The 26370-nt window shown below is 60.9% G+C and carries 24 protein-coding genes; 9 read left to right on the forward strand and 15 right to left on the reverse strand.

The annotated features are described in order from the left end of the window. The first annotated feature begins 12 nt into the window (after positions 1–12). Positions 13–645, forward strand: a complete 633-nt coding sequence (locus LOY70_RS11825; protein WP_265036811.1) for a pyridoxamine 5'-phosphate oxidase family protein — start codon at positions 13–15, stop codon at positions 643–645. Positions 646–729: 84 nt separating this feature from the next. Here LOY70_RS11825 and LOY70_RS11830 read toward each other — a convergent pair whose 3' ends face one another. The 5 genes from LOY70_RS11830 to LOY70_RS11850 form a co-directional block, all read right to left on the reverse strand. Continuing rightward, positions 730–1110: a c-type cytochrome gene (locus tag LOY70_RS11830; RefSeq protein WP_265036813.1), complete on the reverse strand. Its 381-nt coding sequence runs from the start codon at positions 1108–1110 to the stop codon at positions 730–732. After that, the gene (locus LOY70_RS11835) at positions 1107–1607 is read right to left on the reverse strand and encodes an HIT family protein (RefSeq protein ID WP_265036815.1); all 501 of its coding nucleotides are present in this window, start codon (positions 1605–1607) and stop codon (positions 1107–1109) included. Before LOY70_RS11835 ends, LOY70_RS11830 begins: the two co-directional genes overlap by 4 nt. A 328-nt stretch (positions 1608–1935) precedes the next feature. Then, positions 1936–2520, reverse strand: a complete 585-nt coding sequence (locus LOY70_RS11840; protein ID WP_265036834.1) for an addiction module antidote protein — start codon at positions 2518–2520, stop codon at positions 1936–1938. A 1-nt stretch (position 2521) separates the two neighbouring features. Beyond that, a complete protein-coding gene (locus LOY70_RS11845; RefSeq protein ID WP_265036836.1) occupies positions 2522–2836 on the reverse strand; it encodes a type II toxin-antitoxin system RelE/ParE family toxin in 315 nt (104 codons plus the stop codon). 725 nt (positions 2837–3561) lie between these two features. Then, entirely contained in the window at positions 3562–4428 is an 867-nt protein-coding gene (locus LOY70_RS11850) for a LysR family transcriptional regulator (RefSeq protein ID WP_092167272.1), read from the reverse strand. A gap of 110 nt (positions 4429–4538) precedes the next feature. On the opposite strand from LOY70_RS11850, the gene LOY70_RS11855 reads away from it, so the two are divergent. Both LOY70_RS11855 and LOY70_RS11860 read left to right on the forward strand, forming a co-directional pair. After that, entirely contained in the window at positions 4539–5462 is a 924-nt protein-coding gene (locus LOY70_RS11855; RefSeq protein WP_265036839.1) for a DMT family transporter, read from the forward strand. A gap of 224 nt (positions 5463–5686) precedes the next feature. Further along, positions 5687–5884 carry an MbcA/ParS/Xre antitoxin family protein gene (locus LOY70_RS11860; RefSeq protein WP_025213100.1) on the forward strand — a complete coding sequence of 66 codons (198 nt, stop codon included), beginning with the start codon at positions 5687–5689 and terminating at the stop codon, positions 5882–5884. Between the two features lie 139 nt (positions 5885–6023). Here LOY70_RS11860 and LOY70_RS11865 read toward each other — a convergent pair whose 3' ends face one another. From LOY70_RS11865 to LOY70_RS11890, 6 genes are all read right to left on the reverse strand, one after another. Then, the gene (locus tag LOY70_RS11865) at positions 6024–6566 is read right to left on the reverse strand and encodes a hypothetical protein (protein WP_265036842.1); all 543 of its coding nucleotides are present in this window, start codon (positions 6564–6566) and stop codon (positions 6024–6026) included. A gap of 66 nt (positions 6567–6632) precedes the next feature. Beyond that, positions 6633–7289: a response regulator transcription factor gene (locus LOY70_RS11870; RefSeq protein WP_265036844.1), complete on the reverse strand. Its 657-nt coding sequence runs from the start codon at positions 7287–7289 to the stop codon at positions 6633–6635. Further along, complete coding sequence (locus LOY70_RS11875) at positions 7270–8334, reverse strand: sensor histidine kinase (RefSeq protein WP_265036846.1); 1065 nt, start codon at positions 8332–8334, stop codon at positions 7270–7272. The genes LOY70_RS11870 and LOY70_RS11875 overlap by 20 nt, the downstream gene beginning before the upstream one ends. A 74-nt stretch (positions 8335–8408) precedes the next feature. Further along, positions 8409–9710: an AAA-associated domain-containing protein gene (locus LOY70_RS11880; protein ID WP_265036848.1), complete on the reverse strand. Its 1302-nt coding sequence runs from the start codon at positions 9708–9710 to the stop codon at positions 8409–8411. Between the two features lie 10 nt (positions 9711–9720). Continuing rightward, positions 9721–11469 (reverse strand): ABC transporter permease, encoded by a 1749-nt coding sequence (locus tag LOY70_RS11885; RefSeq protein ID WP_413776631.1) that lies wholly within the window; start codon positions 11467–11469, stop codon positions 9721–9723. Between the two features lie 587 nt (positions 11470–12056). Further along, positions 12057–13829 carry a sigma-54-dependent Fis family transcriptional regulator gene (locus tag LOY70_RS11890; RefSeq protein ID WP_265036852.1) on the reverse strand — a complete coding sequence of 591 codons (1773 nt, stop codon included), beginning with the start codon at positions 13827–13829 and terminating at the stop codon, positions 12057–12059. Positions 13830–14120: 291 nt separating this feature from the next. Between LOY70_RS11890 and LOY70_RS11895 the strand changes: the two genes are divergently transcribed. From LOY70_RS11895 to LOY70_RS11920, 6 genes are all read left to right on the forward strand, one after another. After that, positions 14121–15596 carry a benzaldehyde dehydrogenase gene (locus tag LOY70_RS11895; protein ID WP_265036854.1) on the forward strand — a complete coding sequence of 492 codons (1476 nt, stop codon included), beginning with the start codon at positions 14121–14123 and terminating at the stop codon, positions 15594–15596. Positions 15597–15660: 64 nt separating this feature from the next. After that, entirely contained in the window at positions 15661–16428 is a 768-nt protein-coding gene (locus tag LOY70_RS11900) for a coniferyl-alcohol dehydrogenase (RefSeq protein WP_265036856.1), read from the forward strand. A gap of 101 nt (positions 16429–16529) precedes the next feature. Then, positions 16530–18179 carry a DUF1302 domain-containing protein gene (locus LOY70_RS11905; RefSeq protein WP_265036858.1) on the forward strand — a complete coding sequence of 550 codons (1650 nt, stop codon included), beginning with the start codon at positions 16530–16532 and terminating at the stop codon, positions 18177–18179. A 15-nt stretch (positions 18180–18194) separates the two neighbouring features. Next, entirely contained in the window at positions 18195–19556 is a 1362-nt protein-coding gene (locus LOY70_RS11910; RefSeq protein WP_265036860.1) for a DUF1329 domain-containing protein, read from the forward strand. 68 nt (positions 19557–19624) lie between these two features. After that, positions 19625–20728: a WD40/YVTN/BNR-like repeat-containing protein gene (locus LOY70_RS11915; protein WP_265036862.1), complete on the forward strand. Its 1104-nt coding sequence runs from the start codon at positions 19625–19627 to the stop codon at positions 20726–20728. 52 nt (positions 20729–20780) lie between these two features. Then, positions 20781–23204, forward strand: coding sequence for an efflux RND transporter permease subunit (locus LOY70_RS11920; RefSeq protein WP_265036864.1), 2424 nt, complete (start codon positions 20781–20783; stop codon positions 23202–23204). Between the two features lie 219 nt (positions 23205–23423). On the opposite strand, the gene LOY70_RS11925 is transcribed toward LOY70_RS11920, so the two are convergent. The 4 genes from LOY70_RS11925 to LOY70_RS11940 are packed head-to-tail and all read right to left on the reverse strand — an operon-like array spanning position 23424 to position 26363. After that, positions 23424–24497 (reverse strand): protein-glutamate methylesterase/protein-glutamine glutaminase, encoded by a 1074-nt coding sequence (locus LOY70_RS11925; protein ID WP_123341562.1) that lies wholly within the window; start codon positions 24495–24497, stop codon positions 23424–23426. Between the two features lie 2 nt (positions 24498–24499). Further along, entirely contained in the window at positions 24500–24997 is a 498-nt protein-coding gene (gene cheD, locus LOY70_RS11930; protein ID WP_265036868.1) for a chemoreceptor glutamine deamidase CheD, read from the reverse strand. Beyond that, complete coding sequence (locus LOY70_RS11935; RefSeq protein WP_185045795.1) at positions 24994–25830, reverse strand: CheR family methyltransferase; 837 nt, start codon at positions 25828–25830, stop codon at positions 24994–24996. Before LOY70_RS11935 ends, cheD begins: the two co-directional genes overlap by 4 nt. Beyond that, positions 25827–26363: a chemotaxis protein CheW gene (locus LOY70_RS11940; RefSeq protein ID WP_265036870.1), complete on the reverse strand. Its 537-nt coding sequence runs from the start codon at positions 26361–26363 to the stop codon at positions 25827–25829. Before LOY70_RS11940 ends, LOY70_RS11935 begins: the two co-directional genes overlap by 4 nt. Positions 26364–26370 lie beyond the last annotated feature (7 nt).

Consider the following 26370-nt stretch of genomic DNA (forward strand, 5'->3'; position numbering starts at 1 on the left):
AGAGGAATGAGCATGGAACGCGACAACCACAGCAGCGCCTACATCACCACCACCCAAGCGCTGGAAAGCCTCTACGGCCCCGTCGCAGCACCCTCGATCCTCAAGGAAGTCGACCATATCCATCCGGTTTACCAGCCCTTCATAGAGGCGGCATCCTTTGTGATCCTCGCTTCCTCAGGCTCCGGAGGGCTGGATGCTTCTCCGAGGGGCGACGCGCCGGGGTTCGTTCATGTCCATGACAGCAAGACGTTGTATCTGCCTGACCGCCGCGGTAACAACCGTATCGATTCGCTGCGAAACATCGTCGAGGATCCCCGGGTCGCGTTGCTTTTCCTCGTGCCGGGCGTGGGGGAAACCTTGCGCGTGAATGGCACGGCCAGGATATCCATCGAGCCAGCCCTGTTGTCCCGCTTCGCAGTAAAAGGGCAACTCCCTCGAACCGTTCTGGAAGTCACCGTAACCAGTGTTTATTTCCAGTGCAGCAGGGCGGTGATCAGGGCGGGGCTGTGGGATGTGGAGCGGCAGATCGAGCGCCGCGCACTGCCCACGGCAGGCGAGGTGTTTAAGCGCATCTGTCCATCTCAGGTCGATGGCGACGCTTATGACAAGGCACTGCCGGAGCGTGTTGCCAATACGCTTTACTGACGGTTTTATAAAACACTTCAATACCCAGGCCCGAGAAGCCCTGGGTATTGTTGTCGATAAGCCGAGGCGCAGTTCCCCGTAAGATCATTTATTTGAAATGACGTCACTCATGTATTGATGTAGATCGCGCAGGTCCCTGACGCTCCAAGGGTGCGGCGGGATCTTCACGCCATTCTCCTGCAAGGTCCTTGGAATCAGGTTTCCATTTGGGCGAAGTATGATTGAAGAGACAATCACTCCCGGGTAATCGGTCAGTCGTTTCTTGAAGGCGGGTGTCGTAAGGTCGGGGGTTGGAGGGTTGCTTTTTTTGGCCAACGGCCCTGTTCCCTTGATATCCGCACCATGGCACACGGCACATCTCTGAAGATAGAGCGCTTTCCCATTGGCGTTGTCCGCGAAGGAGGCCGACGTTTGGATGAATGAAAAAATGCCGAGTAGCGCGACGAATGATGTTTTGATTTTCATGTGACCGGAACAGCTGATTTGAATGACTGACGCAACCTTTCTATCACTTGCTCAATTGACGGCCCCTGAATGGGTGGCGGCGTTGGGCTCTCCCCAAACTCCCGCCAGATGAACAACGTCAGCTCCGCGCCGTCGGTCAATGTCTGGGCATTCCCTTGACTCCCAAACGTTTCCAGCAGCCTGTACCGCGTATCTTCCCAAAACAACGCCTCGACCCAGTCGTACACCGGAATGAAATGGAAGTGGATGGGGTAGCGGGGATCGTGGCCGAATCGGCTGATGTAAAGCCATTTGGGGTTGAGCTGTGTTTCAAGAATGCTTTGGATGTCAGCCATCAGGCCACCCAGCTCCGCTAGTGCCGACGCGGGCAATTGGGCCAATGAGTTCACGTGAGCCTTGGCGCCGAGCATGAGATAGCCGGGCAGGGCGGAGGCCAAGTGATGGTTGACTGTCCAATGGCTGGTTTCATGGAGGATAAACGGTGGTGCTAGTTCCAAAGCTGACTCCCTGTCGTAGTGCGGTTAGGACCGATCCTTCAACTATGCAGCATTTTTCAGCCGTGCGCTGACACGCAAGATTGATGAGAACCTGTGGCGAGGGCGCTTGCTCCCGCTGGCCGCGAAGCGGCCTTCGAATAAGGCATGGGAGTTGACTGGATACACCGTGTTGGCAGGTTTCGGGACTGCTTCGCAGTCCAGCGGGAGCAAGCTCCCTCGCCAGGGGGGTTGTGTTGGTCGGTGGACCGAGTTGTCAGCTTTGGGGCCGCTTCGTGCCCCAACGGGGATAAATCCCCTCGCCACAAGGATAAAAGAAGGGGGGGCTGATTTATTTGCTTGAAAATAGTTCCGCTCCCTTATCGATCCTCCTTTTGTTATTTCTACTGCCAGCACTGGGCAGGCTTGGAGGTCTTTCCGATGCGGCAGGCTTGACCGCAGCTGATTTTCTCGCAGCAGGTTTTGCGTCTGGTTGAGCCGCCGGTGCTGCTGGTTTTTTCGCGGCGGATTTAGCTGTCGGTTTTGATGCAGCGACCGGTGGTTTTCCAGCTTTTGGAGTCGCAGCTTTGGAAGCCACCGCTAATGTTGCAATCGGTTGTACCGTGAGTTCCACACCCATCGCGGTCATCAATTTCCTGATAGTTTCAAACCGCGTTTTTGCGCCAGATTTCAGCACCTTATAAAGGCTTTCACGATTAACTCCGGCATCTTTGGCGACTTTATTGACACCTTTGGCTTTTGCGACCTCGGCCAACGCATGAATAAGACTTTCCGTATCATCGGCTTTCATACTTTCAGCCAGATAAGCCGCTATAGCTTCTGGGGTATCGAGAAAGCGCGAAGCCTCGTAACGAGTCGTACCAGCAGTGCTGAGGCTAAGGACCGGCATATCCTCAGGGTTGAATTTGTCGCTCATGTCATTTACCTCTCAGGGCATCAAGAATCAATTTGGCTCTCTTAATGCCTCGTCTTTGATCTGTTTTATCGCTTCCGCTGAGCATCAAGTACTCTGCGATCCCCGAGCGTACAAAGTAGATTCTGTACCCCGGGCCGATAAAAACACGCATTTCGCTCACCCCATCGCCAACCGGTTCGCAATCACCAAAATTGCCATTTTGGGCGCGATCCAGGCGGGCCAAGATGGCCGCTTTTCCTTGAGTATCCTTCACACTGTCAAGCCAATCCTCAAAATCGGGCGTCTGGTGGATCTCGTACATTTTCTTATCGATCATAGTCTCACTTGTAGCCGTATGGCTACTCCTGATGGATGGGAGATTGACTGCAGATCATGGTTCTTTTCATCGAACATGGAGCCGATGGTGTCGCTCTGGCTGGCAGTAGGTGCAGGGAAGCGGGGGGAGTCGATGCCGGTGATGGGAGGTATCTTTGCATGGGATTGCTCCAGCTGGTTTAGGGGGCTGATCCGATACGAAGGTCGCCAAACCCGGTCGCTTTTGGGGGCGACGGGAATGACTTTAGATTTGAGCAACCAAGGCGGACAAGGTGAGGGATTCCGAGAGCTTCGTAGGAGTCGTGAGACTTCCATGTGGAAACGAACCGACGGTCTCAGGTTCTGTAGGAACAGTCGGATCACGCCGGTTTCAGCAGGTCTCGTAGTGCGGTTAGGACAATTCTTTAGCTGTGTAACATTTTTCAGTTTGTGCGCTGACAGGCAAGATCGATGAGGACCTGTGGCGAGGGAGCTTGCTCCCGCTGGCCGTGAAGCGGTCTTCTAACAAGCGCTGGGAGTTGACTGGATACACCGTGTTGGCAGGTTTCGGGACTGCTTTGCAGTCCAGCGGGAGCAAGCTCCCTCGCCACGGGGGTTTGTGTTGGTCGAGGGACCGAGGTGTCAGCTTTTGGGGCAGCTTCGCGCCCCAACGGGGATAAATCCCCTCGCCACAAGAATGGTCAGTGGGATACCGCCAATCCAATGGCTTTTGTAGCGAGGTTGCAACTACCCTTCAAACTCCGTCTTCAACATCGTCAAAAACGCCTCTCTGGCAGGATGCCGGCCAGCGTTTTCATGCCAGTAGAACAGGTTATCGATGCCCGTCAGCTCAGGGAACTCATACCCTGTCCAGCCAGCCCCCTGACGGTATTGCTCATAGATCCCACGAGGCACCAGCGAGACGCCGGCGCCGGCACTGACGCAGCCGACGATGGCGCCATAGCTGGCGATGCTGATGATCGGTTGCACTTGGTCATGGCGCAGCAACCACTGCTCCAGGGCAAGGCGGTACGGGCAGCCTGGGGGCCACATGAAGATGGCCTTGCCTTGCAGGTCTGCGGCGTTGCGCAAGGGACCGTGGGATTCGGAGGCGATGAGCATCAGGTCTTCGCGGTACATCACGGCGCGCTTGAGTCCGGGGCGTTCCACGTCTACCGCCACGATCACCCCGTCGAGCCGGTGATGCTGGGTGTCGTCCAGTAACTGCGCCCAAGTCCCCGTGCTCAGCTCCAGCGACACCTGAGGATACTGCGCGTGATATTTGGCCAACAACTGCGGCAGGCGCCCCGTGGCGCTGGATTCGATGGCGCCAATGCGCAGCGGTCCGCTTGGCGTGTGGCTGGGGTTGACCGCGCGGCGGGCTTCTTCCGTCAGGCCGAGGATTTTTGTCGCGTATCCCAGGAACACCTCGCCCGCCGGGCTGACCCGCAAACCGCGGCCTTCACGAAAAAACAACGGTGTACCCAGCTCCCGCTCCAGGGATTTGAGCCGTGCCGTAATGTTGGACGGCACGCAGTGCAGCACTTCGGCGGCGCGGGCGATGCTGCCGGTGTCGCAGACGGTCTTGAGCATGCGCAGTTGGGACAGTTCCATAGCTCATCCAAAGTGAATGGTTGGCTAAGTTTAAGTCACTTGTATTGAGGGTGGGTGGTTTTGATACTGCGGGGTAAATAGACCAGACGCTCAGTGCGCAGGAACTCTGAATGGAAACCCGTTGTGTGCCGTTTGACGGCTTGAAGAACCCCAGCAGACCCCACGTGAAAGTGATCCTGGCGACGATGTTCGTGATTCTTTGCTGGGCCTATTCGCCGATTGGTATTCGCATCGGCTTGCAGGCCTACGAACCGGGTCAGTTGGCCTTGGTGCGGTTTCTCATCGCTTCGGTGTTCATGGCCGTTGTCGCGGTGGCGAAGGGTATTTCCTGGCCGCGTCTTGGGGATTTGCCGTTGCTGGCGGTGTTGGGTTTCTTTGCCGTGAGTCTGCACCATATCGCCCTCAATTACGGTCAACGGGGCGTCAGTGCCGGGGCGGCGAGTGTGCTGGCCCAGTCCACGCCTTTGTTCAGTACGTTGCTGGCGCATTTTGTCTTCAAGGACAGAGTCGGCGGTTGGCAATGGGGCTGTGTACTGTGCGGCTTGCTTGGCGCTGCCGTGGTCGTCACGGGGGATCGAGGCTTGGGTGACATGGACGCCCGTGGGCTATTGATCCTGCTGGCGGCGCTGTCCTGGAGTGTGTATTTCTCTTTGCAGAAGCGCCATACCCATCGCTACGACGGATTGACCATGGTTTGCTACACCGTCTGGTCGGGCACACTCCTGTTGTTCATTTTCGCACCGGGGGTGTTGGACGCGGCGCGACAGGCTTCGGCTTCGGTGAACCTGGCAGTGTTGATTCTCGGTATCTTCCCCAGCGCGCTGGCGTACCTCGCCTGGGCGTACGTGCTGGCCCACAGCGACGTGAGCCGAGCTTCCATGGCGCTTTACCTGATACCGCCCAGCGCGATGTTGATGGCTTCTTTAGTCCTGGCCGAACGCCCGGCGACGATGGTGATTGTTGGGGCGATTATCGTGTTGGCGAGTGTGCTCGCGTTGAATTTTGAGCCGGTGAAGGTGGCGAAAGTCGACTGACTCTGTAGTGGATGTGGGCAATGACGTTTGATGTTGTAGCCACACAGGCTGTCATTGAACACCGTCCTACGGGCAAGTGATCGCTTTGGGAGAAATCGAGGAAGTCTCTGACAACTTTTTAAGGTTGGCCTTCGGAAGTCCTGCACTTACGATCTGGCGTTGTCTCAGTGCTCTGTGTGGTATCCGGCACGCTCAGCTTCGTTTTATATCGTGAGGACAGATCGATGCCTGGAAGCCAATACGCCAAGATTTTGGAGCACACCACCAATGTTTTCGGCAGTCGGCAGTTGGCTGAGGATTGGCTGCGAAAGCCCTGCAAGTACCTGGGCAATCATGTGCCGTTGGAGCTGATCGACAGTCCGCAAGGCTTTCAAGTGGTTGAGGATTACCTGACGCGGATTGAACACGGGGTATATCAATGAGTCCTTTCCCAGGGCGTGAAGCTCGCTGTTTTGGGGTTGTTGCCCAGCCTAGCGGGAGCAAGCTCCCTCGCCACGATTGTGTTTCGAGCCAACAACTTTTGATCGTTCCCACACTTGGGAACGATCAACGCAGCGCCCTTTATTTTATAACCTGATAATCCTGGCCCCACACCCGCACGGTGTTGATTTTCTCGTTCAACCCTTCAAACACAAACTTCTGCCGCACGGCCGTCTTCGGCGGAATGGTGACTTCATCCGGGTTTTCAAACCCTGCGAGCTTGTTGGCGTAACCGGCCTGGTCGATGGCGAGCAGGGCGCCCGTCTGGCCGAGGTTGATCAGGCGCAGTTGCGTGTCGGTGCTGTTCTTGAAGCCGAGGGTGACGCTGAAGGTGTCGTCAACGGGCTCCAGCTTCAGGACTTCGATGGAAACGCGGTCTTTCAGTTGCTCGTTGGAAGAAATGATCGCCGCGCCGTCGGCGCCCTGGGCCGATTCGCGGCCATCGAGCACGCCTTCGCTGACGCCACCCAGCAGGTTCTTGCCAGCGGTAATGAAGCTTGAGACAGCGGCCTTGGTCGAGTCCTTGATAAGGCTGCCGTCCGTGGGCTCGCCTTCGGCCAGGCACAGCGAACTGAACAACAGACTGGAGACGAGGAGGGTGGCGCGTGACGGCAGAAAGGTCATACCTGAGTCCTTGGGGGTGGCCTGCAATAGCGCCCATCAGCAGGGCGAACGGCATGATAGCTGTGATCAGCGACCACTTGCTACCGAGCCTCTGGCGTCCTTGAGTTTTTCCGACATCTTGACCAGCGCCGCCAACGAGTCCGCCTGCATCTTGCGCATCAACGACCCGCGTCGCACTTTCACGGTCACCTCGCTCAAACCCAGCTGGGCGGCCACTTGCTTGTTCAACAGCCCCGACACGACCCGATCCATGACCTCGCGCTCCCCGTCAGTGAGGGTGCCGTGGCGGCGCTTCAATTCATCCACCATCGCCGCGGCCTTGCGCCTTTCCTGGTCACGAATCAGGCCCAGGCTGATGGCGTCGAGCAAATCCTGTTCGCGGAACGGCTTGGTCAAGAACTCCAGTGCCCCGGCCTTCATGGCTTTGACTGACATGGGGATGTCGCCATGGGCGGTGATGAAGACCACCGGGAGCAGAATATTCAAGCGGGCCATTTCCTGCTGGAAATCCAACCCGCTCAAACCCGGCATGCGCACGTCGAGGATCAGGCACGCTGGCACATCTAGCCGCTCAGCGTCCATGAACGCCCGGGCCGAATCGAATGCCGTGCTCGCCAGGCCCACCGAGGCCAGCAGGTCTTGCAGCGAGGCACGCACCGAGCTGTCATCGTCGACGATGTAGATCATCGCCTCAGTGCGCCCCTCAACCTCTGTCTTGCTCATCGGACTCCCGTGTAATCGCCGGCAGGGTGAAGTGGAAGGTCGAGCCTGACTGCGGATCGCTTGAGGCCCAGATACGCCCGTCATGGGCTTCGATGATGGAGCGGCTGATCGCCAGGCCCATGCCCATGCCGTCCGGTTTGGTGCTGTAGAAGGCGTCGAACGCCCGCTCGCGGTCGTTGGCGGACAAACCGCTGCCTAGGTCGGACACCGAAAACAGCAATCGATCCGGGGACTCAAGGGCGACCTGCACCGCCAGCTCCCGGCGCTCGACGTCCACCTGGCGCATGGCGTCGACCGCGTTCGTCGCCAGATTGAGGAGTACTTGCTGGATCTGCACCTCATCGGCCAGCACCGGTGGCAGCGCCTCCTGAACCTGTACGCGTAAGGTGATGTTCTGCTCGTTCAGCTCCCCAGCCAACAATCGCAGCGCAGCATTGACGGTGTCGGCCACGTTCAGCCATCGCTTGGTCGGCGCTTGATGCCGGGCCATGCCGCGCAACCGGGCGATGATTTCGCTGGCGCGGTGGGTGTCGGCGATGATCCGCTCCACCGCCTGTTGCGCCTTGGGCAGGTTGGGCGGCTCGGTGGCCATCCAGCGCAGGCAGGCGCCACCACTGGCGGCCACTGCAGCCAGTGGCTGGTTGACTTCGTGGGCGATGGAGGCGGCCAGCTCGCCGAGCATGTTAATGCGAGCAATGTGGGCCAGGTGGGCACGGGTCTGATGCACGGTGCGGATGGCCGCCGATAACCGCAGCGCCAGATACGTGGTGCCGGCAATGGCCGCGAGGCTGATCAAGACATTGATCAGGCCAGCCTCCGTATCGCCAAAACGGGTGAACCGATAGCTCAGGATCGTCAAGACCATGCAGAAGATCGAGACACCAGCCACCGCCCGCGCCGGCAGGATCCGCACCGCGATCAACACCACCACGATCTGGAAAACCCCTACCGCGATCTCCAGGTCGGTGACGGTGTCGATCGCGGCGATGCCAAGGGCCAGCGCCAGCAAAAGCACCACGCGCAGCGTCAACGGGGTGCGCCTCATCGAATGTTCATCCGCGTCGCTCCAACGAACAGGGCCTCAATCCAGGCAGTCTATACCGAGGCAAGTGAATCGCCTCAGGATGGATTGTCCAGGTTGAACTGATCGGCCACTTCGTCGTAGGCGAACAGCTCGGCGTAGCGGCCCCATTGCGTGATGCAGTCCAGGGTATTGGCGGCGTCGTGCTCGGACATGAAATCTTCCAGCTGATCACGGAAACGCCTGGCCGGTGCCGTGCGTGTGGGGCGGTCATCCAGCACCCTGCGCACATGGCCCACCAACGGGACATATTTAAGCAGGTGCTGGGCAAACAGTTGCTTGCGCTCATCCACCGCTGAATCGGCGTAGCGTTGCCCTGCCGGCAAGAGCGTTATATGACCCTCGTGCATGTCAGCGAAACGCATCAGTTGCAGCACCTCGGCGACCGGCAGCAGGTCACTGGCGGTATAGCGCAAGGCCGCGGCGAGTTCACGCAAATCCGCCTGGCCGGCAAACGGTTGATCCTGCACCGCTTCGATCAGCCCAGCCAAGGCATTGGTGGAGATCGACGGCAGCACCATGCCCATGTCGCTGCCGGCAAACATGCCCTGGCGTGGCGAGCCCTCATTCGTACTGCCGGCCATCTGCACGTAGATGTGTTCCACCAGGGCTTGGAAAGCTGGGTCCGAGCGATGCCGCGGCCGGCTGAGGTCCACGGCGATTTCCCGCATGACCCGTCCTGGATTGGAGGAGAAAATCAGTATCCGGTCACACATCAACACGGCTTCTTCGATGTTGTGCGTGACCATCAAGATGGACTTGATCGGCATCCGCCCCTCACGCCACAACTCCAGCAGATCGGTGCGCAGCGTTTCGGCGGTCAACACGTCCAACGCGGAAAACGGTTCGTCCATCAACAACACATCCGGGGCCACCACCAACGCGCGGGCCAGGCCGACGCGCTGGCGCATGCCGCCTGACAGTTCTTTTGGGAAGGCGCTTTCGAAGCCATCGAGGCCGATCATGTCGATGGCGGCCAAGGCCCGCCGACGTCGTTCTGGCGCCGCCACGCCCAAGGCCTCGAGGCCGACCTCGACGTTTTGCAGCACCGTCAGCCAGGGGAACAGAGCGAAACTCTGGAACACCATGCGCACCGAGCTCGATAACCCCTGGGCATCGACGGGAAAATCAACCACGCCGGTGGTGGGCGAAATCAAGCCTGCGATGGCCCGGAGCAAGGTCGATTTTCCGGATCCGGAACGCCCCAGCAGGCCGACGATTTCCCCCTCGTTCAGGCGCAGGCAGACATCGTCCAGCACCCGCCGCTCGCCGCCGGCAGTGCCGTAGACCTGTCCCAGTTGCTGTACATCCACTAGGCAACGTTTGTCGATTACTTCCATTGGATCACCCTCACTCAATGCGCAGCCGACGCTCGGCAAAACCGTACAGCGGGCGCCACAGCAGCCGGTTGAAACCCACCACGAAAATCGACATGACCATCACGCCCAGGGCCACCCGTTGCAAATCCCCAGCCGTGGTGGCCTGAGCGATAAAGGCACCCAGCCCTGACGCGTACAGATGGTCATCGCCCCAGGAAACCGCTTCGGCGACGATGCTGGCATTCCACGAGCCGCCGGCTGCGGTGAGGGCGCCGGTGACGTAATACGGGAACACCCCCGGCAGCGCGACTTGGCGCCACCACTGCCAACCGCGCACCTGAAAGCTGCGCGCCGCTTCCCGCAGATCGGTGGGCAGGGCGCTGGCGCCGGCAATCACGTTAAACAGGATGTACCACTGGGTCCCCAGGATCATCAGCGGCGAGAGCCAGACATCGGGGTTGAGCTTCAGGGCGACGATGGCGATCACCGCGAACGGAAACAGGACGTTGGCCGGGAAGGCCGCCAGCAACTGCGCGATGGGTTGCAAGCGCTCGGCCCAGCGCGGGTTCAAGCCGATCCAGACGCCGATGGGCACCCACACCACACTGGCAAGCACGATCAACACGGCGACCCGCAACAGGGTCACCAGTCCCAGGCCAAATGCACCGAGCACGTCCTCCAGGCCCAATGTGCTGCCAATGAAACGCGACAGTTGCAGGAGGCCGGCCATGCTCACAGCGGCCACCAGGGCTATCCAGATCATGTCGGTGGCGCGGTTGAAGCGGGCGCTGGTCTTGAAGTGGATTCGAGGAAAACGGGGGATTTTCTCCAGGAATAACGACGCCTTGATGCTTTCCAGCGCGAGCAATGCCAAGGGCACAAGGCGGGCCGAGCGCAGCAGGTCATAAACCCTGGACCGTGGGCGTTTCTGCGAGGCGGTCTGTTCGAAGCGGAATTTGTCCGCCCAAGCGACGATGGGCCGGAAAAACAACAGGTCATACAGCACGATCACCCCGGCCATGGCCAACACGGCCCAGGCGATGGCGGCGACGTCTCTGTGCTCGATCGCCAACGCCAGCCAAGAACCAATGCCCGGCAAACTGACGGTCGTATCGCCGACGGTGATGGCCTCGGAAGCGACCACAAAAAACCAGCCGCCGGACATGGACATCATCATGTTCCACACCAGGCCTGGCGTGGCGAAAGGCAACTCAAACCTGACGAAACGTTGCCATGGCGAAAACGCGAACTGCCGGCTGACTTCGTAAAGGTCGTGGGGCACGGTTCGCAGCGATTGATAGAAGCTGAAGGTCATGTTCCAGACCTGGCTGGTGAAGATGGCGAAGATCGCTGCGCATTCCACCCCGGTTTCTTTGCCTGGGAACAGGCCCATGAAGAACACGACGGTAAAGGTAAGAAACCCAAGGACCGGCACGGATTGGAGAATATCCAGTGCGGGCAGGATAACGATGGCCGCCTTGCGGCTTTTGGCAGCCAACGTTGCAACGACTAGAGAAAATACCAACGACGCGAACAAGGCGATGAACATGCGCAGTGTGGTGCGCAGTGTGTATTCCGGCAGGTGGGCAAGCTCAAGGGATACGGGGGATGAGTGCAGAACGCCAAGCGGCTGACTCATTTGCTCCACGCCATGAAATATAAAGATCGCCAAGAGCACGGCAAGGCTAAGCAGTGCGACATCAGCCCACCACGAAGTGCTGGAAACCTGTTCCTTGCCCTTAAAAGAAGTCAATGCCGGTGTTGGGAATGAAGAGCGCATTGATCACCTCGCTTACCTTATTTCAAGGTCGAGACTATGGGCTCGCCAAGGGAGTGGCGATCATGAAGTTGGCGTGTTTTCAGTGGGAGGCGTTAAACACAGGGCAAGGTTAAGCGTTGCCTTTGCAGATCACCACAATGACTAGGGACATGAAAATATACGTTGGTATACGGGGGCTTGCGCAGCGCCTGGCCTTCGGCACTGATCCGCATTTTTCGTCGGCAGGTGCCCCTGTAACCCACCCGCCCCCCCGCGCAGAATAACGCCGTGGTTCGCTGGTTGACGGCACACTTTTCTATCAGGAATGCTCATGACGAAGATGGCGATTTTTTTGGGTGGGTTCTTGGCGTTGACCCTTTTGATTGGCGTGCTCGCGACGATTTCCCCGGTGTAAGGGCGGTTGCCTTTGTGGTGAGGGGATTTATCCCCGCTGGCTGCGCAGCAGCCCTAAAGCGACGAACTCAATCTTCCTGACTCACCGAGTTGCCTGGTTTGGGGCCGCTTCGCAGCCCAGCGGGGATAAATCCCCTCGCCACAATGATCCGGGCAAACCTTAGGTGAACGGCATTACGGGTGCATCAGGCGGGTTACTCGGACTGCACCTGCTGATACTTCTTCAACCGGTACGCAAACTGCGCGCGACTCAACCCCAGCAGGCGCGCAGCCGCCGCCAGGTTGCCTTCACTCTGTTGCAGGGCTTCGTCGATCAGCCGCGACTCCAAGCCGTCAATGGAGAAACCTTGCTCCAGCCGGGTCAAGGTTTCCAGCAAGGCCGGGCGCGGCTGTGGAGGGGTGGTCTTCTGGTCGAGTGCCGCCAGACTGCCGTTGTCGTCCAGGGAGTACAACTGCTCGGGTATGGGCTCGTTGCGAAACAGGTGGATCAGGTCAATGGCCTGGCCATCCTCGCTGGCGATCAAGCCGCGCTCGACCATGTTTTGCAGTTCCCGTACGTTGCCGGGGAAGTCGTAGCGCAGCAACACCTTGAGGGCGCGCATGGTCAGCCCAGCGGGTTTGCGGGCGTAGTCCTGGCAGAAGCGGCGCAGGAACGCGTTGACCAGCAGCGGGATGTCGTCGCGGCGCTCGCGCAGTGGCGGCAGGGTGATGGGGAAGACGTTCAGGCGGTAGAACAGGTCCTCGCGAAAGTCTCCCGCCGCCACCGCTTTGCGCAGGTCGACGTTGGTCGCCGCCACCACCCGCACATTGACCTTGATCGGCTGGCCGCCACCGACTCGTTCGATCTCGCGCTCCTGTAGAGCGCGCAGCAGCTTGCCTTGTCCCGGCAGGCTAAGGCTGGCGATTTCATCGAGAAACAGCGTACCGCCGTGGGCTCGCTCGAAGCGTCCAGGGCGTGAGTGCGTCGCGCCGGTATAAGCGCCGCGTTCGACGCCGAAGAGTTCGGCCTCGATCAGATTGTCCGGGATCGCGGCACAGTTGAGCGCCACGAAAGGCGCCGCATGGCGTGGGCTGCATTGATGCAACTGGCGGGCAAACAACTCCTTGCCGACCCCGGACTCACCGCTGAACAACACCGTGGCCGGCGTGGGGGCCACGCGTTGCAAGGCGAGGGTGGCGGCATTGAACGCGGCGCTGGCGCCAATGGGCTTGAGCCCGCCGATGTCGCCGTCGTCCTGGGGCACCGGGGCCGGCGCCGGGCGTTGCCTGGGAGTGAGGCTGGAGGGCGATGCCGTGAGGTAGCTCAGGTCCTGCTCGACATCGCCCCATTGTTCGGCAGTCTTGCCCACCACTCTGCAGACCTCGTGGCCCATCCCCCGGCATTCGGTTTCCCGGAAGATCACCAGCCGGCCGAACAGGCCGCTGACATAGCCGATGGCATAGCCCAGTTCGGTCCAGCACACCGGGTCCTGGCCGATTCCGTAGGCGGCGATATGTTCGTCGGCCTCACAGGAGTGATGCCAGAGGAACTCACCTTCGTAGAAGCCCGAATCGGCATCGAACTTAAAGTGCAGGGGCTCGACCTTGGTCATGCCTTCGAGGGTGTGCAGGCGCGTGCCGGCGGAGAAAATCGCCGCGGCATCGGCGTCGGGCCAGCGCTCGCGAATCAACCGTGCGTCCCGTGCGCCGGACAGGTAGCCGGTCCGGGTAAACAGGCCACGGGTTTGTTCCAGGCCCTGGCGATCGATGATCTCCCGCCGCAGCGCGCCGAACGATGAGCTGTGCAACAGCAGCATGCGCTGGTCGTTGAGCCAGATGCGTCCATCGACAGGGGAGAAGAACAGGCACTCAGTCAGCTCGGCCAGGGTCGGTGAGTTGCCCTCGCTCAGTTGGGTGCTGTCCCCCCGTGGCGAGAAATGCTCCTCCGTGAGCGCGAGGCTAGGGAACAGCGAGTGGGGATTATTCATTGTTATGCCCCTGGGCGAGTTGACTGATCGAAATGATCAACTGGGTAAATAGTTATTAAGCATAACTTTATCATTTGAACAAGTGCCGCAAAGTCGGCCGGGCAAGGGGCTTGTCGATCAATCGTCGAGCGCCGCGCTGGAACCTTCAGGCCAGAGCCTTCGCCCGTTAAAACGCAGTGGCTGACCGTGAGTCGGCATGGCCCTTGCTCTAGTGCTTGGCAACGCACACGACCTCACCGCTTCGGCAAGGCGGCGTCGGGCGATAACAATCACAAGAGCCGGGAGGCCGAAATGTCGGTAAGTGAACCCTCTGAATTTCTGCGGGAAGAGCTGTGGTACGAGCGCATCTTCAACGGCGACTGGATACGGCCGTTGGGGGGCACCAACAGTGTGGATGAGCCCGCCACCGGCGACGTGCTGACGGTCACCGGGCTGGCGGATGCCGCCGATGTCGCCTTGGCCAGTCTTACCGCCGCGCGCACCCAGCCAGCCTGGGCGGCGCTGGGGCCGCGGGAACGTGCGGACATCTTCCGCAAGGCGGCGGCCCTGGCCCAGCAACACTTTGCCGAACTGGCGCTGTATATCGCCCGGGAAAGTGGCGGCAGCCTGTTCAAGGGCGAGCATGAGGTCCGTGAGGCGATTGTGTTGTTGCATCAGGCGGCCGGCCTGCTGTCGCAACCTCATGGCCTGGTGTTGCCCAGTGAGGCGGGGCGCTTGTCGTATGCGCGACGGTTGCCCCACGGCGTGGTCGGCGTGATTTCTCCATTCAACTTCCCCCTGGTGCTCTCCCTGCGGTCGGTCGCGCCAGCGCTGGCGGCCGGCAACGCCGTGGTGCTCAAGCCCGATCCGCAGACGCCAATCAGCGGCGGCTTCATCATCGCCCGGCTATTCGAAGCCGCCGGTCTGCCCAAAGGCCTGTTGCACGTTTTGCCCGGCGGCGCGCCGGCGGGTGAGGCGCTGTGTCGCGACCCGCATGTGCGGATGATCGCCTTCACCGGTTCCACCGCGGCGGGGCGCAAGGTCGCGGAACTGGCGGGCCGTCACCTGAAGAAAGTGGCCCTGGAGCTGGGCGGCAAGAACTCGCTGATTGTGCTCGAAGACGCCGATCTCGACCTGGCCGCCAGCAATGCCGCCTGGGGCGCCTGGTTGCATCAGGGGCAAATCTGCATGGCCACCGGACGCATCCTGGTCCATGAGTCGATTGCCCAGGCGCTGATCCAGAAACTGACCGAAAAAGCCCGGGCAATCACCGTCGGTAACGCGGCGCGCAGCGAAGCGGTGTTGGGGCCTTTGATCAACAACCGACAGCTGCAACGCGTGCATGAAATCGTCATGGAGAGCGTGGACGCCGGCGCAACGCTGGAAGCTGGCGGCGAATTTGACCGGCTCTTCTACTCACCGACCGTGCTTTCAGGCGTACGCCCGGGCATGCGCGCCTTCGATGAAGAGATCTTCGGCCCGGTCGCCACCGTGGTCAGTTTCGCCAACGACGAAGAAGCCATCCTGTTGGCCAGCCGCACCGAGTACGGCCTGTCCGCAGGCATCGTTTCGCCTTCGGTCGGGCGCGCGATGGCGATCGGTGACCAACTCAATTGCGGCTTGCTGCACATCAACGATCAGACCGTGGCCGACGAATGCATCAATCCATTCGGTGGTCGCGGTAACTCAGGCAATGGCGGCAGCGTGGGTGGCCCGGCCGACTGGGACGAATACACGCAATGGCAGTGGGTGACGGTCAAGGATACCGCGCCGCGTTACCCGTTTTGAGGCAGACAGGCCGACGAGGGTGGTCGGCCTGTGGAATGAGTTTATAAAAATAAGAGGGCTCAACATGAAACTCGACAACAAGATTGTGCTGGTGACCGGGGTGTCCTCGGGGATCGGCGCAGCCACTGCCGGCGTGCTGCGCAGCCACGGCGCCCACGTGATTGGGGTGGATATCAAGGCACCGCACATGACCCTGGACGGTTTTGTCCAAGGCGACCTGAGCAGTGCCGAGAACATCGACCAGCTGTTGCCGCAACTGCCGGCGCGCATCGATGGCCTCTGCAACATTGCCGGGGTGCCGGGTACCGCGAATCCGCAACTGCTGGCCAAGGTCAATTACCTGGGTGTGCGCCACCTGAGCAGCGTACTGCTGCCGCGTATCGCCGCCGGTGGCAGCATCGTCAATGTCGCCTCGATCCTGGGTGCCGAGTGGCCGTTGCGCCTGGCGTTGCACAAGGCGCTTGCGCACATCGAAGGGTTCGCCGCCGCGCAAGCCTGGCTCGCCGAGCACCCGGTACCGGACGAGACCTGCTACCAGTATTTCAAGGAAGCCTTGATTGTCTGGAACTACCAGCAGGCGCAACCGTGGTTCCTCGAGCACTCCGTGCGCATGAACAGTGTGGCGCCGGGGCCGGTGTTCACCCCCATCCTTGGCGATTTTGTCAGCATGCTCGGCGAGGCCCGGACCCAGGCCGATGCCCATCGCATGAAACGTCCCGCTTATGCCGATGAGGTGGCTGCGGTGATCGCGTTCCTCTGCGCCGATGAGTCGCGCTGGATCAACGGCGTCAATCTGCCCGTCGATGGGGGATTGGCCTCCACCTACATCTGAAACACAGATCTTCAGACCGCGGCGCAAGCCGCTACCCAAGCGTGTTGGCTGGCGCCACGCATGCAAAGCCATGCCGAAAATAAAAATAATGAGGAGCTTCCATGGACAACGTTAAACAGTACTCAGGCTTCAGGCATTGCGCCCTGTTCGTGGCGTTATGCAGCGCAGGGGCAATGGTGGAAAGCGTCCAGGCCATGCAAATGGACCTGGGGGATACCGACTGGAAACTGCGTTGGGACAACACCATCAAGTACAGCCAGGCCTGGCGCCTGCAGGAGCAGGACAGCCGGCTGACCAACGCGTCGACTGCCAACGGCCTGTACCCTTCGATCCAGAGCCAGGGCGACAAGAATTTCAGTCGCGGCCTGGTCTCCAATCGCCTGGACCTGTTCTCCGAAATGGACCTCAGCCAGAAGAACTACGGGCTGCGCGTGAGCGGCGCGGCCTGGTACGACGATATCTACAACAAGGACACCGACAGCAGCGAGCAGCCCCACTTCCTCAGCGAAACCCGCAAGCTCCACGGCCGTGACGCGGAAATTCTCGACGCCTTTGTGTTCCTGCGCGGCGACCTTGGCGAAGACTCCCAGGGCGTGGTGCGCGTGGGCCGGCACAGCCTCATCTACGGTGAAAGCCTGTTCTACGGCGGCAACGGTATCGCCAACGCCCAGGGGCCGAGCGATGTGGTCAAGTTGCTCAGCGTGCCGGGGACCCAGTTCAAGGAGATCCTGCGTCCGGTCAATCAGATTTCCGGGCAGTTGCAGATCAATCCGCAGTTGTCGGTGGGGGCTTACTATCAGTTCGAGTGGGAGCGCTCCAACGTCCCCGGTGCCGGCAGCTACCTGAGTGATGTCGATGCCATTGGCTACGGCAGCGGGCCGTTGCGCGAAGTGTTTGGCAACGACACCGTCAATGCCGGTGACTTGAAGCCGCGCAATTCGGGGCAGGGCGGTATGCAGATCCGCTACAAGCCTGACGGGACCGAACTGGAGCTGGGTTTCTACGCCGCGCAGTACCACGACAAAGCCCCGAGTGGCCTGTACGCCTACCTCGACGGCGCGGCCTCTGCGGCCACCGGGCTGCCGATCCTGGGTTCCTATCGCCAGGTCTACGCCGAAGACATCAAGACCGCCGGCGTCAGCTTCTCCACCGCCCATGGGCCGTTCAACTTCGCCGGTGAAACCTCCGTGCGCTGGAACGCGCCGCTGGTCAGCAATCTGCAAGTGGTTGCGCCCGGCCAGGATGTCGATGGCGGTGACAATGAGCTGTTTGCCCGAGGCAAGACCGCCCACGCCAACCTCTCGGCGATTTACCTGTTGTCGCCCACCTCGTTCTGGGACGGCGGTTCCGCGCTGGCCGAACTGGCCTGGAACCGCACCTTGAGCGTGACCAAGAACGCGGCGGCCCTGGATTCCAACACCACCCGCGATGCCACGGCGTTGCGGGTACTGCTGGAACCGGCGTACTTCCAGGTGATCGACGGCATCGACCTGACCGTGCCGATCGGCATGGGCGTGGTACTCGATGGGCGTTCTTCGGCCGTCAGCAAGGCAGGCTTCGGCAACACCCACTCCGGTGACTGGAGCGTCGGGGTCAAGGCGACCTATTTGCAGCGTTGGGACGTCGGCCTGAACTACGTGAACTTCTTCGGCGCGCCGAAAGCCGGGCTGCGCGAGGACGGCAACTTCAGTTACGGACAGTCGCTGGCCGATCGCGACTTTGTCTCGCTCTACGTGAAAACCTCATTCTAATAAGGTGGATTCGCCATGCAGAACAACACATTACTCAACACCTGCCTCCTGACACTGGCCCTGGCCGGCGTGAGCCTGGCCCAGGCGGCGGTGCCGCCGGAACAGGTGGCACGCTTGAAGTCTGAACTCACGCCCTTCGGCGCCGAGCGCGCCGGTAACGCCGATGGCAGTATCCCGGCCTGGGACGGTGGCTACACCAAGGTCGTGGCGGGCTACAAACCGGGCGATAAGCGTCCCGATCCGTTTGCCGGCGACAAGCCGCTGTACTCGATCAAGGCTTCGAACATGGAGCAGTACGCCGGCCAACTGGCGGAAGGCACCAAGCTTCTGCTGAAGAAATACCCGGACTACCGACTGGACGTGTACCCCACGCACCGCTCGGCGGCCGCACCGCAATGGGTGTATGACAACACCGCCAAGAATGCCGGCCGCGCCACGCTGGACGTCGAGACCGAGAAGGTCAGCGGTGCCTTCGGCGGCATTCCGTTTCCGATCCCGGAGAACGGCGCGCAAGTGTTGTGGAACTATCGCTTGTCCTGGCAGGGGGCCGAGACCATCAGTGCGCCGTTCGATACCTGGCTGATGACCGCCGGTGGCAAGAAGGTCCAGGCGACCCGCGCCCTGTTCAGCTATCGGTTTCCCTACTACGCCGAAAGCGGCAGCCTGGAAAATTTCGCTGGCAAGTATCAGGTCGGCAAACTGCTGACCGAACTGCCGTCCTCCAAGGCCGGTGAAGGCCTGATGACCCACTGGGACATGGACCCGGCCAATCGTGCGGCCTGGCAGTACCTGGTCGGCCAGCGCCGAGTGCGTCGGGCGCCGAACATCGCTTACGACACGCCGGACTTCGTCACCTCTGGCGTCGGTCTGTTCGACGAGGCGTTCATGCTGTTCGGCCCCACCGACCGCTACGACCTGAAGCTGGCGGGCAAGAAAGAACTGATCGTTCCCTACAACAATAATCGCGCCGGCCTGGTCAAGAGCGACGAGCTGGTCAAGCCGAACTTCCTCAACCCTGACCTGGTGCGTTGGGAGAAGCATCGGGTCTGGGTGGTCGAGGCCACGCTCAAATCCGGCAAGCGCCATGTGGTCCCGCATCGGACCTACTACGTGGACGAAGACTCCTGGCAGATCCTGTTGGTCGACGGCTATGACGCCCAAGGCAAACTGGGACGGCAGATGTATTCGCTGACGCTGTTGGCACCGGACATGCCGGCCCTCACGTCCCAGGTCATGTGGGGCAGCTACAACCTCGATACCGGCGCTTACTTCCTCAACGCTTCAAGCAACGATCTGGCGGTCCAGTACCAGAAGATCGCCACACCTTCGGCGTCCTTCTACACCCCGGATGCCATGGCGAACGAAAACATGCGTTGAACCCTGGAGCACCGCGGCGAGTGAGAGGCTCGTCGCGGATGCTGGCGATTCTCGAAGTGGGATAAGACATGAACGTTGAACAATGCTTTGCGAGTTTTGCCCGGCGCTGGGGAGCCTGTGTCCTGGTGTCGTGCCTGTTGGCCAATAGCGCCATCGCGGCACCGACCACGACGTTCGCCGCGCTCCAGCAATCGGCATTGCCGACGGCCAAGGCACCGCGTGCGGTGTTGCTTGGCTTGACCCGGGCCGGGGAGCGTCTGGTGGCAGTTGGCGAGCGCGGCATCGTGTTGCTCTCGGACGATTCGGGCACGACCTGGCGCCAGGCCCGCGTGCCGGTCAGCGTCAGCCTGACGGCGGTGCAATTCGTCGATGCCGAGCAGGGCTGGGCGGTGGGGCATCTGGGGGTGGTGTTGCACAGCGAGGACGGCGGGGAAACCTGGCACAAACAACTCGACGGGCAGATGGCCGCGGCGCTGGCGGTCCGCGCCGCGCAGCGGGATGCGGGGCAACCGGACGGCGCCGACCACCTGCGCAAGGCGCAGCTTTTACTGAGCGATGGGCCGGACAAGCCGTTTCTCGACCTGTACTTCAGTGATCGGCTGCACGGCTACATTGTCGGCGCCTACAACCAGATCTACCGCACCGAGGACGGAGGCAAGAATTGGCAACCGTGGATGCAGCATGTGGACAACCCACAGGGCCTGAATCTGTATGGCATCCGTGCCCTGGGACATGACTTGCTGATCGTGGGGGAGCGGGGCCTGTTGTTGCGCTCCCGCGATGCGGGGCAGTCCTTCCAGGCCTTGAAATCACCTTATGAAGGCAGCTTCTTCGGCTTGCTTGGCACCCGCAGCGGCGCCTTGATTACCTATGGTTTGCGTGGCAACGCCTGGTGGTCCGATGACCGTGGCGACAGTTGGCGTCGCCTTGATACCGGCATCGAATCGACCCTGGCGAGCGCCGTCGAACTGCGCGACGGCAGCTTGCTGATGGCCAGCCAGAACGGTGAGCTTCTGTTCAGCCACGACCAGGGCCGCAGCTTCGACAAACGTCAGAGTCGCGCTGGCGGGACGATTGCCGCCGTGCAACAGACCGTTGAGGGCAGCCTGGCCAGCGTCGGCTTGTCCGGCGTGGCCGCTGACCAGGACCCACGGATATCCGGAAAACCTTGAAATTTCACGGTGTAGCACTATCGGGCCATGGCCCGTGCAGCAGGAGTCAGACTTGAAAGACGATAAAACTCAAACCGTGATCGGCCGCCTGGCGGATTTCGACCAGGCTTCGGGCAACTTCGCCGAGCGGGCGATCTTCAACCATCGACCGCTGGTGATCCTGCTGTGTCTGCTGGTGACCTTGTTGCTCGGCTGGCAGGCCACGCGCATCGGCATCAACGCCAGTTATGAGAAAACCATCCCGACCGGCCACCCTTATGTGGCCAACTTCCTGGACAATCGCAGTGAGCTGAGTGGCCTGGGCAACTCATTGCGTATCGCCGTGGAGGTCCGGCAGGGCAGCATCTTTACCAAGGATTATCTCGACACCCTGGCCAAGCTCAACGATGAGCTCTATTTGCTGCCGGGTGTCGATCGACCCTACATGAAGTCATTGTGGACCCCAACGACCCGTTGGACCGCAGTGACGGAAGAGGGCCTCGATGGCGGGACGGTGATCCCGGACGACTACGACGGTTCTGCGGCCAGTCTCGAGCAGGTGCGCACCAACGTCGCCCGTTCTGGCGAAGTCGGTCAGTTGGTGGCGGGCAACTTCATGTCCAGTGTGATCTTCGTGCCTTTGCTGGAGATCAATCCGCAAACTGGCAAGGCCTTGGACTACGGTGATTTTTCCCGGCAACTCGAAGCCTTGCGCGACAAGTACCAGACCGATGACCTGCGGATTCATATCACCGGTTTCACCAAGATCGTCGGCGACCTCATCGAAGGGCTGACCCAGGTGCTGTTGTTCTTCGTGGTGGCGGTGTTGGTGACCGTGGTGGTGCTTTATGGCTACACCCGCTGCGCACGCAGTACCCTGGTGGTGGTCACCTGTTCGTTGGTGGCGGTGCTGTGGCAGCTGGGTTTGCTCGCCATCCTCGGTTACGAACTGGACCCCTATTCGGCACTGGTGCCGTTTCTGGTGTTCGCCATCGGCATGAGCCATGGCGCGCAGAAGATGAACGGCATCATGCAGGATGTCGGTCGCGGTACCCACCGGGTGGTGGCTGCGCGGTACACCTTCCGCCGGCTGTTCGCCGCGGGCATGACCGCGTTGCTCTGCGATGCGGTGGGGTTCGCGGTGTTGCTGTTGATCAATATCCGCGTCATCCAGGACTTGGCGGTCACCGCCAGCCTCGGCGTGGCGGTGTTGATCTTCACCAACCTGATTCTGCTGCCGATCCTGCTCAGCTACATCGGTGTCAGCCCGGCGGCGGCACAACGCAGCCTGCGTTCGGAAACCGCCGAGTTGCAGGCCCGGACCAAGCATCCCTTGTGGCGTTTTCTCGATCTGTTCACCCAACGACGCTGGGCTATCGGTGCCATGCTCGGAGGGCTGTTGCTGGCCGCGTTCGGTTTTGCCGTGAGCCTGCATCTGAAGATCGGCGATCTGGATCCCGGTGCCCCGGAGTTGCGGTCTGATTCGCGCTACAACCGCGATGCATTGTTCATGACGCGTAACTATGCGGCCAGCTCGGACATCTTCGTGGTGATGATCAAGACCCCGGAAGACCAATGCACCCGCTACGCCAGCCTGTCGGCGGTGGACGCGCTGGCCTGGCGCCTGGAGCAACTGCCGGGGGTGGAGTCGACCACTTCCATGGCGGCGCTGAGCAAGATGGCCACGGTCGGTTACAACGAGGGCAGCTTCAAATGGTTCGAACTGATCCCCAATGACGGCGCGTTGGGCGCGGTCCAAACCCGCGCGCCGCGAGAGCTGTTCAATCAGGGCTGCTCGATGTTGTCGCTGTACGTTTACCTGGCTGACCACAAGGCCGATACCCTGAACCGGGTGGTGGAGGCCAGCGAACAGTTCATCGCCGAACACCAGGTTCCGGAGGTCAAGTTCATGCTGGCCGCCGGCAGCGCCGGGATCGAGGCCGCGACGAACATCGTGGTGAAGAAATCCATGCGCGAAATGCTGTTCTGGGTGTATGGCGCGGTCAGCCTGTTGTGCCTGGTGACCTTCCGCAGTTGGCGCGCCACCCTCTGCGCGGTGCTACCGCTAATGCTCACTTCGATTCTTTGCGAGGCGCTGATGGTCGCCTTGGGCATGGGGGTAAAAGTCGCGACACTGCCGGTGATTGCCCTCGGCGTGGGCATCGGCATCGACTATGCACTCTATGTATTGAGCGTGATCCTGGCGCGGATGCGCGCTGGCGATACCTTGGCCCAGGCCTATTATCAATCGCTGCTGTTCACCGGCAAGGTGGTGTTGCTGACCGGCATGACGCTGGCGGTGGCGGTCTCGACCTGGGCCTTCTCGCCAATCAAGTTCCAGGCCGACATGGGCATCCTGCTGGCCTTTATGTTTCTGGTGAACATGCTGGGTGCCTTGATCCTGCTGCCGGCACTGGCGTGGCTGTTACTGCCGCAGAAGGTCTTCGCAAAAAAGCCTGAAGCGAGCCGGCTCAAGCAGTTGGTCAAGGAGCACTGAGGGGCCAGGATACCCCTGTGGCGAGGGGATTTATCCCCGCTGGGTTGCGCAGCAACCCCAAGAAAGCGAACTGATTTTATCTGATACACCGAATGGGACCGCTACGCGGTCCAACGGGGATAAATCCACTCGCCACAAAAGCCTTCGGTCAGCTTGGAGAGTTGTTCAAGGCTGACACTGATTCGAGAGCCAGTTCACCGCGCCGTGTGCCAGTCCACGCTACCGATGCAAAATCACCTGGGCAATCTCCTGCAAGCCCATGACCCGCTGCGCGGCGTTGAGTTTGATTGCTTCCTTGGGCATGCCGAAGACCACGCAGCTGGCTTCGTCCTGGGCCACGGTGCTGCTGCCGGCGTCGAGCATTTCCTTCAGGCCGCGGGCGCCGTCGTCGCCCATGCCGGTCATGATGATGCCGGTGGCGTTGCGGCCGGCGAATTTGGCCACTGAGCGGAACAGCACGTCCACCGAAGGGCGATGGCGGTTGACCAGCGGGCCGTCCACCACTTGCACGTGATAGAACGCGCCGCTGCGGGTCACCATCATGTGTTTGCCGCCGGGGGCGATGAGCGCCAGGCCTGGGTGGATGCGGTCGTTGTTGCGGGCTTCGCGTACTTCGATCTGGCACAGGCTGTTGAGCCGGGCGGCGAACGAGGCGGTAAATTTTTCCGGCATGTGCTGGACGATGACGATGCCCGGGCACACCCGTGGCAGCGCGGTGAGCACTGCTTCCAGGGCCTGGGTGCCGCCGGTGGAGGTACCGAGGGCGACGATGCGTTCGGTGGTCTGTGCCATGGCGTGGCCGTTGGCGGCCGGCAGCATGGCGTCGGCAGTCAGTTTGGTGGCTGGCGTCAGCGGAGTGGGGGCAGGGCGCTTGCCCAGGTTACGGACATTGACCTGGGCCGCGGCGCGGATCGCCGAGACCAGTTCCGGCGCCGACTCCAACAGGAAGTTCTTCAGCCCGGTGGTGGGCTTGGTGATGATCTCCACCGCGCCGGCAGCCATCGCCTGCAACGTGGTTTCCGCGCCCTTGGGGGTCAGGGACGAGCAGATCACCACCGGGGTGGGACGCTCGCTCATGATTTTTTTCAGGAAGGTGATGCCATCCATGCGCGGCATTTCCACGTCCAGCACGATCACATCGGGCCATTCGCGGGCGAGTTTATCCATGGCAAAGATCGGATCGGAGGCAGCGCCCATGACATGGATGTCCGGCGTGTCGCTGAGGATCGCCAACAACACCTGGCGAACCACCGCGGAGTCATCCACCAGCAGTACATTTATCTTTTTTGACATGGTTAATGCCGGGTCCTTATTGGTTGGTGCCTGACCCATACATCGCCGCTGCAAAGGTCGAAGATGATGCTTCGGTGGCCGGTGCTGCCCATGTCCTGGGCGATCAGGTCCAGGCGGTAGAGGGCGGCGATTTCCAGCGCCGCATTGACGTTCAACCGCGCCACATCGCCGTAGGGCACATGGCGTTGCAGTTCGGGGAACATTTCGCCGCCGCCGAACAGCTTGAGTTGGTAGTCCTCGGGCTCGGTGTGATGGGCCTTGGCCTGGCGGATGAACAGTTCAATGGCTTCATCGGCGTACAGGCCGTTCAGGGCTTTGGAGCAACGTACCCGACTGGGCAACATGAAATGGCACATGCCACCGATCTTGCGTACCGGGTGCCACAGGGTGATCGCCACACACGAGCCGAGGATGGTGCGCAGGCGGGTCGGGCAAGTGGCAAAGCGAAACTCCCCCGGCGCCAGGTACACCTCGGCCACTTCCCTTATCGCGGCGTTCATGGCTTGCGATAAATCGAAGGGGCCACCAGTTTCAACGCATCGGATATGCCATTGAGGCTTTCCGAGTGGCTGACGATGAAATACCCGCCGGACTTGAGCCGGGGGAGCAATCGGGCGACCACTTTGATTTTGGTGGGCTGGTCGAAATAGATCATCACGTTGCGCAGGAAAATCACATCGAACTCCCCCAGTTCCGGCAAGGTGTCGTTGAGGTTGACCTGGACGAAATTGACCCGGCTGCGCAACGTCCGGTCGATGAGGAACGTGCCTTGCTGGCTGCCGGTGCCCTTGAGGCAGTATTTCACCAGCAGCGGATGGGGTAGGGTGCGCGCGCGTTCCATCGGGTAATGTCCGGCGCGGGCCTTGGCCAGTACCTGGCTGCTGATGTCCGAACCGATGACTTCCCAAGGCGTGGTGCCCAGCCCTTCGGCCAGGGTCATGGCCAGGCTGTAGGGTTCCTCGCCCGACGAACTGGCCGCGCTCCACAGGCGAAAGACCTTGCCCGGGGTCGCGTGGGGCAGCACATGCTGGCGGAGGAAATCGAAGTGCTTGGGCTCGCGGAAAAAGTAAGTCTCGTTGGTGGTGAGCAGGTCCAACGCCACCTGCAACTCATCGGTGCGCTGGCCGTTCATGATCAGCTTGAAATACTCACCGTAGCTGCCCAGCTCATAGTGCTTGAGGCGCTTGAACAAACGCCCGGCCACCAGGGCTTTCTTGGCCGGTGACAGGTTGATGCCCGCGGCCTGGTACAGCCAGGATTGAAATTGGCTGAACTCTCTATCCGTGAGTGCCAGTGAGTTCACCGTGCGTTCCTTGCAGGCGTCAGCGTTCACAGGGCGTCAACTTCCAGCGCGGCAGGGCTGGTCTGGGCAAGTTGGGACATTTCGTCGATGGACAGCACCCGGTCTACCTCTAGCACGATCACGAATTTACCGTCGACCTTGGCCATGCCGCTGATGAAGTCGGCGCGGATCTTCGCCCCGAAACTCGGCGGCGGTTCGATTTGCGAGGCCGGGATTTCCAGTACGGCCGAGACTGTGTCTACCAGCAGGCCAATGTCCTGGGCGTGTCCGTCGTCGGTGTTGGCCTCGATGATCACCACGCACGAACGCCGGGTGATTGACGAGTTCTGTCGGCCAAAACGGGCCGACAGGTCCACCACCGGTACGACCGCGCCACGCAGGTTGATCACCCCGCGCACGAAGGTCGGCATCATCGGTACCACCGTGAGGTTGCCGTACTCGATGATTTCCTTGATGCACAGGATGCCAATGGCAAACATCTCCGTGCCGAGCATAAACGTCAGGAATTGCGCTTCTTCCTCTACCGCGATGGCGGCTTGACGTGTGGTCGCGATGGCGCCCATGCCTGTA

The sequence above is a fragment of the Pseudomonas sp. B21-054 genome, assembly GCF_026016345.1.
GTDB lineage: Bacteria > Pseudomonadota > Gammaproteobacteria > Pseudomonadales > Pseudomonadaceae > Aquipseudomonas.